Origin of the sequence: Stenotrophomonas sp. CFBP8994 (genome assembly GCF_034044835.1) — a bacterium.
In the GTDB taxonomy this organism is placed as follows: Bacteria; Pseudomonadota; Gammaproteobacteria; order Xanthomonadales; family Xanthomonadaceae; genus Stenotrophomonas; species Stenotrophomonas rhizophila_A.
On record NZ_JAXCWT010000004.1, the window covers coordinates 369,181 to 382,797 of the forward strand.

Annotated in this window: 13 protein-coding genes; all 13 read right to left on the reverse strand. The window is 66.5% G+C overall.

The window, feature by feature from the left end; all coding sequences use genetic code 11:
• The 13 genes from fliE to SOM39_RS13750 all read right to left on the reverse strand — a co-directional run bounded on the left by fliE (position 1) and on the right by SOM39_RS13750 (position 13,452).
• Positions 1–357, reverse strand: a complete 357-nt coding sequence (gene fliE / locus SOM39_RS13690; RefSeq protein WP_068851684.1) for a flagellar hook-basal body complex protein FliE — start codon at positions 355–357, stop codon at positions 1–3.
• A gap of 338 nt (positions 358–695) precedes the next feature.
• Positions 696–1,721, reverse strand: coding sequence for a YadA-like family protein (locus SOM39_RS13695; RefSeq protein WP_320458624.1), 1,026 nt, complete (start codon positions 1,719–1,721; stop codon positions 696–698).
• A gap of 417 nt (positions 1,722–2,138) precedes the next feature.
• Positions 2,139–3,629 (reverse strand): sigma-54 dependent transcriptional regulator, encoded by a 1,491-nt coding sequence (locus SOM39_RS13700; RefSeq protein ID WP_320458625.1) that lies wholly within the window; start codon positions 3,627–3,629, stop codon positions 2,139–2,141.
• Positions 3,626–4,003, reverse strand: a complete 378-nt coding sequence (locus tag SOM39_RS13705; protein ID WP_068851692.1) for a response regulator — start codon at positions 4,001–4,003, stop codon at positions 3,626–3,628. Before SOM39_RS13705 ends, SOM39_RS13700 begins: the two co-directional genes overlap by 4 nt.
• A 14-nt stretch (positions 4,004–4,017) precedes the next feature.
• Entirely contained in the window at positions 4,018–5,427 is a 1,410-nt protein-coding gene (gene rpoN, locus SOM39_RS13710; protein ID WP_320458626.1) for an RNA polymerase factor sigma-54, read from the reverse strand.
• A 264-nt stretch (positions 5,428–5,691) separates the two neighbouring features.
• Entirely contained in the window at positions 5,692–6,324 is a 633-nt protein-coding gene (locus SOM39_RS13715) for a response regulator (RefSeq protein ID WP_068851698.1), read from the reverse strand.
• A gap of 57 nt (positions 6,325–6,381) precedes the next feature.
• A complete protein-coding gene (locus tag SOM39_RS13720) occupies positions 6,382–6,966 on the reverse strand; it encodes a PilZ domain-containing protein (RefSeq protein ID WP_320458627.1) in 585 nt (194 codons plus the stop codon).
• A complete protein-coding gene (locus SOM39_RS13725; RefSeq protein WP_093532807.1) occupies positions 6,963–7,277 on the reverse strand; it encodes a hypothetical protein in 315 nt (104 codons plus the stop codon). Before SOM39_RS13725 ends, SOM39_RS13720 begins: the two co-directional genes overlap by 4 nt.
• Entirely contained in the window at positions 7,277–7,693 is a 417-nt protein-coding gene (gene fliS / locus SOM39_RS13730) for a flagellar export chaperone FliS (protein ID WP_068851708.1), read from the reverse strand. Before fliS ends, SOM39_RS13725 begins: the two co-directional genes overlap by 1 nt.
• A gap of 101 nt (positions 7,694–7,794) precedes the next feature.
• Positions 7,795–9,153: a flagellar filament capping protein FliD gene (fliD, locus tag SOM39_RS13735; RefSeq protein WP_320458628.1), complete on the reverse strand. Its 1,359-nt coding sequence runs from the start codon at positions 9,151–9,153 to the stop codon at positions 7,795–7,797.
• A gap of 209 nt (positions 9,154–9,362) precedes the next feature.
• The gene (locus SOM39_RS13740; protein WP_068851713.1) at positions 9,363–10,592 is read right to left on the reverse strand and encodes a flagellin; all 1,230 of its coding nucleotides are present in this window, start codon (positions 10,590–10,592) and stop codon (positions 9,363–9,365) included.
• 229 nt (positions 10,593–10,821) lie between these two features.
• A complete protein-coding gene (locus SOM39_RS13745; protein WP_320458629.1) occupies positions 10,822–12,042 on the reverse strand; it encodes a flagellin in 1,221 nt (406 codons plus the stop codon).
• Positions 12,043–12,234: 192 nt separating this feature from the next.
• On the reverse strand, positions 12,235–13,452 hold the full coding sequence (locus tag SOM39_RS13750; RefSeq protein ID WP_320458630.1) for a flagellin: 1,218 nt from the start codon (positions 13,450–13,452) through the stop codon (positions 12,235–12,237).
• Between the last annotated feature and the right edge of the window lie 165 nt (positions 13,453–13,617).

Below are 13,617 nucleotides of genomic sequence, written 5' to 3' on the forward strand. Positions count from 1 at the left end.
TTACAGCGGCATGTTCATCACGTCCTGGTAAGCCTGGACGAGACGGTTGCGGACTTCCACGGTGGCGCGGAAGGCGATCTGGGACTGCTGCGAGGCGACCATCACCTTGGCCAGGTCGGCGCCGGGTTCACCCAGTTCGAAGGCGCGGGCGAGGGCGCCGGATTTCTGCTGCGCCTCGTTGACGCCGGCGATCGCGCCACGCAGGGTTTCGGTGAAGCTCGGGCCCTGCACGTCCTGCGGCGCTCCCAGCCCCTGCAGCCCTTGCAGGGCGTTGGTCTGGGGGGTCTCAACGGACTGACCGACCTGGGTCTGGTAGGTGCGGATCTGGGAAAGAATCGAGGTGACGGAGTGTGACATCTGGAACGTTCCGGCTGTTTGGGGGTTTCGAGTGATGACGTTGCAAGCCCCGTGCCGAAACGGCTGAGTGGTTCAGCGATGTCGTGATGGCGGGCTGCAGGGACCCGCGGCGCAACCGGTTACATGCCGGGCGTGGCGGAAAGCCGGTGCGTCAGCAGGTCGCAAAGGGGACGTCGGAACCCCGGCGTCGGGAAACCGACGCCTGACCCGTGACGGTGGCTGGACGTTGTTGCGCTGCGCATCGCCGGACATGGCGTGGGCCGGCCAACGGCCGGCGCTACCGGAGACAAAGACGCCCGGGCTGGCCGGGCGTCTGGACACTTAAAGGGGGGGCGCGGCTACCAGGTGAAGCCGGCGCCCACGCCCACTGAGCTTTCATTGCCGCTCCTGGCGCCGCCGACGGACGCCGTGAAGTGCTCGGTGAACCGGCGGCGGAACGTGGCGGCAAAGGCGTTCTCGCCTTCGGACCAGCCCACCCCGGCACCGAGGTAGTTCTTACCGACGTCGGGCATGCCGGAGCTCTGTACGAATGCGGCGGTCATGGCCGCCTGTCGACTGATGCGCTTGTCCATCGTGCGCAGGCTGTCATCCATGGCGTTCAAGCGGGAGTCGATGCCCGCGAAGCGGTCATTGGCCTCTGCCCGGAACTGTTCCAGCGCCGCTGCTGCCCCGCTGGCCATTCCGCCGATCTGGTTGACCTGCTGGTTGGTGTAATCGTTGGCCGCCGTCAACGTATCGCCGGCCACCTGGTCGGTATACGTGTTGGCCTCGGTCAGGGTGGCATCGGCCTGTTCGTCGGTGTACTGGTTGGCCGAAGCGAGCGTGGTCGCGGCGGTGTTGTTGAGCTGGCTGACATTGACGCCGTCGGTGGCGTTCGTGCCAGGTGCCATGTTGGTGACCCGCCGCTCCGCTCCTGCGGCACCCAGCGATACAGTGTCTGCCTGGTCGGCTACCGAATTGGCGCCCAGTGCGACCGAATTGTTCCCTGTAGCGGCGCTGTTGAACCCCACGGCGGTAGCGGCGTCGTCGCTGGCGGTCGCACTTCGGCCCAGCGCGGTGGTGAATTCGCCAGAGGCGTTGGAAAGACCACCCACTGCAACGGCGTTGCCGCCGCCGGCACTGCTGTCCGTGCCGAAGGCCGTGCCGAGGCCGCCGCTGGCAGTGGCGCCGTCGCCGCAGGCGAAAGCGCTCCCGCCTGTAGCAGTGGGCGCAGTACCGCCGGTCTGGTTGCAGACCGACTGGGCCAGTGCAGGACCACTTGCGGACAGGAACACGCCCAACGCAGCGGCGGTAATGAGGAGGGAACGGGCGGAGGTCGCGCGCGAAACACCACGCAATGCAATGCGATACCAGGAACGATCCATGGCGGATATCCTCGGGTGGCAGCGCGCCCGCCGGGGCAATGCCGGTCAGACGATCTGCATGAATCCCCCGATTCCCCGTACGCGTCTCCCCCGCGTACGGCTGCTGGCGACGCTATGCCCGGTGCCGTCATGGTGAGGTGAAGGGCCATCGCAGGAACTGCCGTATCCGGATCCCACCGGCGCCCGTACCAATTCGCAATCCGGATCCCACCGGCGCCCGTAACAATTCGTAGCGCCGACTGTTAGTCGGCGACCGCGCGCAGCGCGGCGCAAGCATCCGGAGCCGGTGTGCAATCGGTTGCGTCGATGCCACCGACGTTTAGACGATCCGAAGCCGCCCGTCAGACATCATGACGCCGGAAACGCAAAAGGCCCGGTATAAACCGGGCCTTTCCGACTATGCGCATCCTGCAAACATCAACCCGCCAACTCAGCCTGGTCCCGCTCGATCCCGTACTTGCGCAGCTTCTCCACCAGCGTGGTACGCCGCAGGCCAAGCAGCTGGGCAGCGTGGGCGACCACGCCCTGCGTGCGCTCCAGCGCCTCGTTGATCAGGGTCAGCTCGATATTGGCCATGTGGTTGCGCAGGTCCAGGCCGGCGTCGGGCAGGGCCGGGGATTTGTCGGCCGGCGCGGCGCCGTTCGCTGCCGCCGTACCCGTCGCCGGGGCGTGGAACGAGAAGCTGCGCAGGTCCAGACGGTCGTCACCGGCCGGTGCCGGCGCCGCTGCCGCAACCGGCGCTGCCACCGCGAAATCACCGCGATACCGTGCCGGCAGGTCCTGCACCCGAACGTTGCCGCCCGGGTGCAACACGGCCAGGCGCTCCACGAGGTTGGTCAGCTCGCGCACATTGCCCGGCCATTCGTAGGCGGCCAGGGCCTGCAACGCTTCCGGGCTGAATCGCACTTCGCCGCGGCCGGTGCGGGCCAGCTGGCCGGCAATGGTGGTGACCAGTGCGGGCAGGTCTTCGCTGCGCTCGCGCAGCGCCGGCACTTCAATCGGGAACACATTGAGCCGGTAGAACAGATCCTCGCGGAACTTGCCATCGGCAATGCGCGATTCCAGGTCACGATGGGTTGCGGCGATCACCCGTACGTTGCAGCGGATGGTCTGGTTGCCGCCCACGCGCTCGAAGCTGCGTTCCTGCAGCACGCGCAGCAGCTTGACCTGCATCGGCAGGCTCATGTCGCCGATTTCGTCCAGCAGCAGGGTGCCGCCCTCGGCCATTTCGAAACGGCCCTTGCGTGCGCTGAGTGCGCCGGTGAAGGCACCCTTTTCGTGACCGAACAGTTCGCTTTCCAGCAGGTCGGCCGGAATCGCGCCGCAGTTGATCGCCACGAACGGGCCATCGCGGCGCGGCGAGCGCTGGTGGATCGAACGCGACACCACTTCCTTGCCGGTGCCCGATTCGCCCAGCACCAGCACGGTGGTGTCGAAGGCGGCCACCTGCTCGATCATCTGGCGCAGCGCGCTCACCGCCGCACCGTCGCCGGTGGGACCCTGGTCCTGGCTGGCGCCGGCCTGGTGTTCGGCATCCAGCCGCTTCAGGCTGGCACGGCGCAGCAGGGCTTCCATCTGCGCATGGCGCAGCGGGGCTTCCAGCGGCCATACATTTGCCTCATGCAGGCCGTGGCGCTGGGCGAACGCGGCAGCATCGCCGTCGATCAGCATCACTGGCGGCGGCAGGGCGCCCTGGCCGGCCCACGCGAACAGCGCTTCACTGCGCGCGCCCGGCTCCAGGCCGCCGATGATCACGGCCATCCAGTCGGTGGCACGGTGGCGGGTGGTATCGAAATCGGCCGCGTCGGCAATCCAGCGCGGGTTGAAGTCCATGAATTCCAGCAGGCCAACGGTGCGCTCGGCGCGCACGGCGTCGTTGTCCAGCACCAGGATGCGCGACTCGCTCATGGCGTCGGCTCCTTCAAGCCCTCCAGGATCGGCATGACCTCCTGGATGTAGGACAGCTTGCTGACGAAGTTGTCGGCACCGGCACGCAGGGCGTGCTCGCGGTGTTCGACGTCGTCGAAGTGGCTGGCGATGACGATGTACGGTGCATCGTCCTGGGTCTTGATCAGGCGGGTGGCCTGCAGCCCGCCCATTTCCGGCATGGCCAGGTCCATCAGCACCACCTGCGGGCGTAGCGACTCGGAACGCTCGATGGCTTCCAGGCCATTGCCGGCGCTGCCGACCACATCGAGCCAGTCGACCTTGCGGAAGTGGCGCATGGCGGCGTTGATGAAGCCCTCGTGGTCATCGACCAGCAGGACGGTGAGCTTGTTCATGTCGTGTACTTCCTTCAGCCCACCCGGGCCAGTAGCGGGGTGCGGGCATTGTGCCGGCGGCGTTCCCGGGCCGGGGCGATGTCCAGTTGTTCGCGGTATTTTGCAACGGTTCGGCGGGCAATGTTCACGCCCTGACGTGACAGAAGTCCCGCAATGGCCTCATCAGCCAGCGGACGACCGGCCGGTTCGGCATCGATCAGGCGCCGGACCATGGCCTTCACGGCCTGGCCGGAGACGCTGGCGCCTTCCAGGCGCACGGCGAAGAAGTGCTTCAGCTCCAGGGTGCCGCGCGGGGTCTGCAGGTACTTGCCGGTGGTGATGCGCGAGACGGTGGACTCGTGCATGCCGATGGCATCGGCCACTTCCTTCAGGGTCAGCGGGGCCATGGCCTCTTCGCCGCGGGTGAGGAAGCCGGCCTGGCGTTCGATGATGACGCGGGTGGTGCGCAGCAGGGTGTCGTAGCGCATGGACAGGCCACGGGTCAGCCAGCGGGCTTCCTGCAGCATGTCGCGCAACGGCTGGGCACTGTCGCCGGCATCGGCCAGGGCACTTTCGTAGGTGGGGTTGATGCTCAGGCGGCGGCTGGTGGCCGGGTTGAGCGCCACGCGCCACTGGCCATCGGCGTGCCAGGCCACCACGTCCGGGATGACCGCGCCGGAGGTATCCGGCAGCAGGCTGTCGCCCGGGCGCGGCTGCAGCGAGAGGATCAGGCGCACTGCTTCGTGGATGTCGGCGACTTCCGCCTCCAGCTGGCGGGCCAGGGCGGGGTAGTCGTGCGCGGCCAGGGCGTCCAGGCCGTGGTCCAGCACCCGCAGGGCCAGGTGGCGGGCCGGCACTCGGCCGTGCAGGGCGCGCAGCTGGACCGAGAGGCATTCGTGCAGGTCGCGGGCAGCCAGGCCGGCCGGGTCGCCGTGCAGGATCTGCTGGCGCACCGCTTCCACACCGGCGGCGTCCACGTCGCAATGGGCGCTGGCCAGCAGGGTCAGCTGCTCCAGCGGCGCGTCCAGGTAGCCGGCATCGTCGCAGTGCTCCAGCCAGAAGCGGGCCACGGTCAGTTCGCGTGCATCCAGTTCCAGCGACAGGCGCTGCAGGGCGCGCAGCTGCGGGTCGCTGGATTCGTCGGCGGCAATGCGCTGCAGGCGGTCGTCGTCGCCGTCGTGCCAGCTGGCCCCGGCCACGTCCCACATCGCCGGCTCGGGCAGTTCGTCGAAGGCGGCCACTTCCACGGTGGTGCCGGCTTCGCCGGTCTCGGCGGTGTCGGGCGCGGGCGCTTCCTCCAGCTCCAGCAGCGGATTGGTGTCCAGTGCGCGGCGGATTTCCAGCTCCAGCTGCATGCCGTCCAGCTGCAGCAGTCGGATCGACTGCAGCAATTGCGGCGTGAGGTGCAGCTGCTGACCCATCTGGGTCGACATCATCGGCTTCATGTGGTGTATCCCCGTCGCCCCGAGCCCCCGGTGCGTTATGGAACACATCTTGCTTGTGATCCCGTGGGGGCGAAATCAGGGGGTTCCCTAGCGGGGTCGTCAGGTTCCCGACAGCGTGTAGGGAGATTCCTGACGGTATGTCTGGTTATTTGACGCTGGGCGCGGCGGAGATCGCTGTTTCCGTGGTGTGTCCGGGTGCGTCCCGTTCAAAAACCCGGCGCTCGTGGCCGCCGTGGCGGGTGGGTGTCGGGGAATCGACGCCGGTTATTCCAGTTCGTGCTGGTGACGCGCGGCCAGCAGCAGCAGATCGTTGGCGCGGCGGCAGCCCAGCGATTCCATCATGCGCGCGCGGTGGGTTTCCACCGTCTTGACGCTGATGCCCAGGTCGGCGGCGATTTCCTTGTTGCTTTCACCCTTGCCGATCTGGCGCAGGATCTCGCGCTGGCGCGGCGAGAGCGCGGCAATGCCGACCGGCTTTTCCCTGCCCAGCATGGGCGCCAGCATCTTGGCCGAGATCTGTGGGCTCAGGAACACCTGGCCGGCATGGGCGGCGCGCAGGGCCAGGTCGAGCTCCTGGGGGGCAGCGTCCTTGACCACGAAGCCCACCGCACCGCGGTCCAGTGCGTCGCGCACGTGCACGGCGTCGTCGTGCATGGTCATCATCACCACGCGGGTGCCCGGCGCGCGGACCAGGATATCGCTCAGGGCTTCCAGCCCGGTACGTCCGGGCAGGGACAGGTCCATCAGGATCACATCGGGGGAATGCAGCAGGGCCATTTCAAGCGCCTCCTTTGCATTGCTGGCCTCTGCGGCGACCTCGACGTCGGCAAAGCCCTGGAGCAGGCGGCTTAGGCCGGCGCGGACCAGGGTGTGATCGTCGACGATGAGAACGCGCACGGGCAGAAGAGATGTGAAGAAAAGAAGTTCTTCACATTATCCTAGCGCGGGCCTTTATTAAAGACCGCGCCGCCGGGAATCCGCCACCTGCCGCCGGTGCAGCCGGAACAGGTGCCGCTCCAGCGCCATTTCCAGCCCGTCGCTCATGGGCGCGAAGCGCAGCCAGAGGAAACAGGAGCCGGCACCGGTGGCCGCTTCGGCCAGCACGGTGACGGGCAGGTCGATGTGGTCGGGCAGCCAGTCGCAGGGCTGCAGGCGGATCACCCCCACGCTGCCGGCCGCGGCACCGGTGCGGGCGCCCAGTTCCAGGCGGATGCCCCGGCGCGACCAGCGCAGCGGGCGCAGGTCCAGGTCCTGGGCGCTCTGCCGCACCAGCCGGCCGAGCAGCACCATGGTCAGGTCCAGCTTGGCTTCCAGGCGCTGCAGCTGGGCACTGGATTCGCCACGGTCGTCATGACCGTCATCACCCCGGGAATCCTCGACCAGGGCAACGCTGCGCAGCAGGGTTTCGGCGCTGCCGGGGCGGATCACGCTGCTGCCCAGGCGGAATTCGGCGGGCAGGGCGACATCGCAGCTCAGCGTTTCATCGAACAGCTCGCTTTCGGCCGGATGATGGATGTCGCTGGGGCGAAGTTCGCTCATGTCAGGGATTCTGCCCGGAGGTAGGCGAGAGACGCGCGAACGGCGCGTCGGTCGGCGGTGAGGTGGCTGCCCGCTTCGTCGCGGCGGGCCGCCATGCGGATGCTGACCTGCTGCTGGCGGGCGATCAGCCCGCGCAGCGAGCCGGCGTCGATGCGGGCCTCGTGTTCGTCCAGGTACGCACGTACCTGCTGGTCGTAGGCGTCCATCAGGCGCTGGGTCAGGTCGTGGTCATCACCTTCAACCGCGCCCGACAGCCTGTCCAGCGCATCATGCAGGAGGTGAAGGACGTCGGGGGCGAGTGAGGCGTGCATCAGGCGCCTGCCGCAGCGGGCTGGCGCTGGTCGTGCGGGATGGCATTCCACGCAGAATCGATCTCGGTCAGCAGCTGCAGGGCTTCCTGCAGGGCAGCGCCGTCGTTGTGCAGGTTGGCGTCGGTCAGGCGCTGCATGACGTAGTCGTACAGGGCCGACAGGTTGCCGGCGATGTCGCCGCCGGCTTCGTGGTCGAGCGAGCCATTGAGGTGGCCGACGATGGCGCAGGCCTCGCCGATGGCCTTGCCCTTGCGGGCCTGGTCGTTGCGCTCCAGGCAGGCCTCGGCCAGGCGGATGCGCTCGCAGGCACCGGTCAGCAGCATGGCGACCAGTTTGTGCGGGTCGGCATCGTTGACGGCGCTGGAAACGCCGACCTTGCGGTACTGCTCTGCGTACTGACGGCTGGAACCGTACATTGGAACTTCTCCTCTGGGACCCACGCCAGACATCAGGTGGTGGGTGCTGCCATGAATATCGGCGGTGCGGTGCGGAAACTTGAGCGTTGCCGCGCGGCGGGTCAGCTGCTGGTCTTCTTGGCCAGTGCCTGGGTCAGGCTGTCGCTGGTGGTCTGCATCTGGGTCACCAGGGTTTCCATGGCGGTGAACTGCTTGGTGTAGCGGTCGGAAACCTTTTCCATGCGCGCGTCGAGCGCGTCCAGGCGGATTTCCAGGTCCTTGATCTGCTTGTTCAGCGAATTGGTGCGCTGGGTGAGGGTGCCGGTTTCCTTGTCCAGGTTGCTCTTGATGAGCGTGTCCATGGGCTTGCCGATGGCGCCGTCCTTGCCGAACAGGCGGGACACGGCATCGGGATCCTTGCCGATGGCGGTCTCCATCTTGCCGCTGTCCAGGGTCAGGCTGCCGTCGGCCGCCATGGTGACGCCCATGTCCTTGAGGCCGTTGATGTTGCTGCTGAACTGGCTGCGCAGCTGCTGCTGCAGGCCGCGCACCATGGCGTCGCCAGTGAGTGCGGCGGCGGTTTTGCTGGTGGCGTTGTAGGCGCTGGTGGACTTCAGCGCGCTGTTCATGGCGTTGTAGGCGGCCACGAAGGCGGCCATGTCGGTCTTGACCGCGGTGTTGTCGCGGGTAATCGTCAGGGTCTGGGTCTTGCCCGCTTCAGTGCCGGCCTTGGTCAGGGTCAGGTTCACCCCGGGGACGATGTCGCTGATCGTGTTGGAGCTGGAGGTACGGGTGAACCCGTCGACGACGACCACGGCATCCTTCGGCTCGACGGTCTGGGTCATCGGGGAGCCGGCGGTGCCGTCGTAGGTCAGGGCCGCCAAGCCGCCGTTGCCGCCGCTGGCGGTGATCTTGACGGCACCCGACAGGCCGGTATCGACGGCACTGAGCATCAGATGCTGGCCATCGTCGGCGGTGATGACACTGGCGCTGACCACTTTGCCGCCGGCGGCTTTGTTGATGGCCGCGGCGATGTCGCTGAGCTTGCTGTCGGCGTTGATGGTGACGTCGAGGGTCTTGTCGCCATAGGCGATGGTCAGGGTGCCGTCGCCGATGACGGTGTCCTTGGCGAAGGCGCCGGAGCTGAGCTTCTGGCCCTGGGCCAGGGATTTGACTTCCACCTGGTGGGTGCCGGCAGAGGCGGAGGCGGCGCCTTCGCTGGTGTCGATGCTGGCGGTGAAGTTGGAGTCGGTGATGGTGCTGGCTTTGAAGGACGGCTTGTCGGCGTTCTTGATCAGGCTGGCCAGGGTGGTCTGCAGGTTGGTCATGCCACTGGTCAGGGTGGCCAGCGCCGACAATTTGGCACTGGCGGCGGTACCGGCGGAATTGATCTGGTTTTCCTGCGGTTCGCGCTCCTTGGCGACCAGCTGGGCCACCAGGGTGGGAATATCGAGGCCGGTACCAATGGTGCCAATCGCCATGTCTGCAGTCCTGTCTTGAAATGTGGGCACGCAACCGCCTGCGCTTCCTGCAGGTGGTATCGGCCCGGAACGGGGAGGCTTGAGGCCCGTCCACCTGGCGGTGGGCGCGCTGATGCCAAAGCAGGTGCAAGCGGCATGCCAGAGTGGCGCCGTGGCCAACAAAAAACCCCGCCGGAGCGGGGTTCCCTGTTTCGCAACGCCAATGACGCTTAGCCGTTCAGCAGGCTCATGACGCTGGAGGGCGACTGGTTGGCCTGGGCCAGCATCGCGGTGCCGGCCTGCTGCAGGATCTGCGTGCGGGTCAGTTCGGCGGTTTCCTTGGCGTAGTCGGTGTCGCGGATACGGCTGCGCGAGGCCGACAGGTTTTCCGAGGTGGTGTTGAGGTTGGCGATGGTCGAAGTGAAGCGGTTCTGGATCGCACCCATGTCGGCGCGCGAGGAGTTCACCGCGGTCAGCGCCTTGTCGACGATCGACAGGGCCTGCTGCGCACCGGCCACCGAGGAGATGTCCAGGTCGCTGGCGAACTTGTTGGCCAGGGCGGCGCCGGCAGCGGCGGTGGTGGCGGTGTACGCGGCCGGGGCGGTGGCGCCACCGGTGTAGGTGCCGGCGGTCAGGCCGATCGCGTTGAAGGTGCCGTCCGAGCCCACGCTGTTCTGCACGGAGGTCAGGTTGACCTTGCCGGCGGCGCCGTCGACCGAGGCGTACACGCCGGTCTGGTCCATCTTTTCGTTGATCGCGGCGGTCACCGCAGCCACGGTGGCCTTCTGGGTGGCAGCCGAGTCGACGCCGGCCTTCACGTTGATGTCGGACAGGGTGTACGACTTGCCGTCGGCGCCGGTGATGGCCATGCCGGTGATCTTGACGTCGGCGTTGGCAGCCGCAGCGACCGCGCCGACAGTGAAGCTGTTGCTGTCGAACTTGGCGCCGCCCAGCGCGTTGGCGCTGGCGTTGACGATGCTGTTGATGCCGATGGTCTGGCCCGAATCCGCACCGACCTGGAACAGCGCACCGGAGAAGGAACCGTCCAGCAGCTTGGTGCCGTTGAAGTTGGTCTGGCGGGAAACGCGGTCGATTTCCGAGGTCAGCTGCTTCACTTCGGCGTTCAGCGCTTCACGGTCGCTGTCGGAGTTGGTGGCGTTGGCCGACTGCACCGACAGTTCGCGGATGCGCTGCAGGTTGTTGCCGATTTCGACCATCGCGCCTTCGGCGGTCTGGGCCAGTGAGATGCCGTCGTTGGCGTTGCGAACCGCAACGTCAAGGCCACGGATCTGGGTGCTGAAGCGCTCGGAAATCGCGAGGCCGGCGGCGTCGTCCTTGGCGCTGTTGATGCGCAGGCCCGAGGACAGGCGCTGGATCGTCGTGGCCAGGCTGGAGCCGCTGGTCGACAGGTTGCGCTGGGCGTTGAGCGACATCACGTTGGTGTTGATGACTTGTGCCATTTTCTTGCTCCTGGTGGCGATGATGTCGCCGGGTTATAGAGGTGTTTCTCCCGTGTGGGAGCGCCAAGCGATGTCGATCTGCCGTGGCTGAAATCAATAACGACCCAATGTCAAGAAGCTTTAATCAATGGGGTGAAAAAAACGCTGAATCCGTCACGTTTCATGAACGCCGATGCAAACAAAAAACCCCGCTTTCGCGGGGTTTTTCGTTACGCATCCTTCGCAGGCATCAACCCTGCAGGAGGCTCATCACGCTCGAGGGCGACTGGTTGGCCTGGGCCAGCATCGCGGTGCCGGCCTGCTGCAGGATCTGCGTGCGGGTCAGCTCGGCGGTTTCCTTGGCGTAGTCGGTGTCGCGGATACGGCTGCGCGAGGCCGACAGGTTTTCCGAGGTGGTGTTGAGGTTGGCGATGGTGGAGGTGAAGCGGTTCTGGATCGCACCCATGTCAGCTCGCGAGGAGTTCACCGAGGTCAGCGCCTTGTCGACGATCGACAGGGCCTGCTGCGCGCCGGCCACCGAGGAGATGTCCAGGTCGCTGGCGAACTTGGTGGCCAGGGCAGCGCCGGCGGCGGCAGTGGTCGGGGTGGCCGGGGTCGGCGCGGTGATGCCGGTCCAGGTGCCTGCGGTGACGGTGATGGCGTTGAACGTGCCGGTGTCGGAGACGCTGTTCTTGACCGAGGTCAGGTCGATCTTGCCGGCAGTGGCATTGACCGATGCGTACACGCCGGCCTGGTCCATCTTCTCGTTGATGGCGGCGGCGACGGCGGCGGTGGCGGCCTTCTGCGTGGCGGCGGCGTCGACGCCGGCCTTCACCGAGATGTCCGACAGCGCGTAGGCGGTGCCGTCGGCGCCCTTGATGGTCATGCCCTTGATGGTCACGTCACCGTTGGTGGCGGGCACGCCGATGTCCAGGGTGCTGGTGTCGAACTTGGCGCCGCCCAGCGCGCTGGCGCTGGCGTTGACGATGCTGTTGATGCCGATGGTCTGGCCCGAATCGGCGCCGACCTGGAACAGTGCGCCGGAGAACGAACCGTCAAGCAGCTTGGTGCCGTTGAAGTTGGTCTGGCGGGAGACGCGGTCGATTTCCGAGGTCAGCTGCTTCACTTCGGCGTTCAGCGCTTCACGGTCGCTGTCGGAGTTGGTCGCATTGGACGACTGCACCGACAGTTCGCGGATGCGCTGCAGGTTGTTGCCGATTTCGACCATCGCGCCTTCGGCGGTCTGGGCCAGCGAGATGCCGTCGTTGGCGTTGCGAACCGCAACGTCCAGGCCGCGGATCTGGGTGCTGAAGCGCTCGGAAATCGCCAGGCCGGCGGCGTCGTCCTTGGCGCTGTTGATGCGCAGGCCCGAGGACAGGCGCTGGATGGTGGTGGCCAGGCTGGAACCGCTGGTCGACAGATTGCGCTGTGCGTTCAGCGACATCACATTGGTGTTGATGACTTGTGCCATTTCCGTGCTCCTGGGTGCGGTGATGCGGATTCAGTGGGCGCCTCGCGGGGGAGGCGGTGGGCAATGTGCCCGGGTTGAAATCATTAACGACAACCCGCAGGGAACCTTTAGGGCTAGGACGACCGAATTTCGCGTTTGTCAACAAAAAACCCCGCTTTCGCGGGGTTTTCCGTTACGCACCCTCCGCAGGCATCAACCCTGCAGCAGGCTCATGACGCTCGAGGGCGACTGGTTGGCCTGGGCCAGCATCGCGGTGCCGGCCTGCTGCAGGATCTGCGTGCGGGTCAGCTCGGCGGTTTCCTTGGCGTAGTCGGTATCGCGGATACGGCTGCGCGAGGCCGACAGGTTTTCCGAGGTGGTGCCGAGGTTGGCGATGGTGGAGGTGAAGCGGTTCTGGATCGCACCCATGTCGGCTCGCGAGGAGTTGACTGCGGTCAGCGCCTTGTCGACGATCGACAGGGCCTGCTGCGCACCGGTGAAGGTGGAGATGTTCAGGTTGCTGGCGAACTGCGCGGTCAGGCCGGTGGCGTCGGCGGTCGGGGTCGGCGCGGTCGGTGCGGTGGCGCCGGTCCAGGTGCCCATGGTCACGGCGATGGCATTGAAGGTGCCGTCGTCGGCGACGTTGTTCTGCACCGAGGTCAGGTCCAGCTTGCCGGCGGTGGCGGCATCGACCGAGGCATAGACGCCGGTCTGGTCCATCTTGGCGTTGATTGCGGCGGCGATGGCGGAGGCGGTGGCCTTCTGGGTGGCGGCGGCGTCGACGCCGGCCTTCACTTCGATGTCGTCCAGCTTGTACGAGGTGCCGTCGGCACCCTTGATTTCCATGCCCTTGATGGTCGCGGCGGCATTGGTGCCCGGGGCGGCGACGGTGAAGGTGTTCTTGTCGAACTTGGCGCCGCCCAGTGCGCTGGCGCTGGCGTTGACGATGCTGTTGATGCCGATGGTCTGGCCCGAATCCGCACCGACCTGGAACAGGGCGCCGGAGAACGAACCGTCCAGCAGCTTGGTGCCGTTGAAGTTGGTCTGGCGGGAAACGCGGTCGATTTCCGAGGTCAGCTGCTTCACTTCGGCGTTCAGCGCTTCACGGTCGCTGTCGGAGTTGGTGGCGTTGGCCGACTGCACCGACAGTTCGCGGATACGCTGCAGGTTGTTGCCGATTTCGACCATCGCGCCTTCGGCGGTCTGGGCCAGCGAGATGCCGTCGTTGGCGTTGCGAACCGCAACATCCAGGCCGCGGATCTGGGTGCTGAAGCGCTCGGAGATCGCCAGGCCGGCGGCGTCGTCCTTGGCGCTGTTGATGCGCAGGCCCGAGGACAGGCGCTGGATGGTGGTAGCCAGGCTGGAACCGCTGGTCGACAGATTGCGCTGTGCGTTCAGCGACATCACATTGGTGTTGATGACTTGTGCCATTTCCGTGCTCCTGGATACGAAGTTACTGCTGGTTTTTGGGGTGCCCCGGGGGAGGCAATGGGCGATGTGCCCTGGTTGAAATCATTAACGACACCGGGGCCGGAACCTTTAGGGCTCAGCGGGTCAAAAGTGCGTTTGTCAACAAAAAACCCCGCCGGAGCGGGG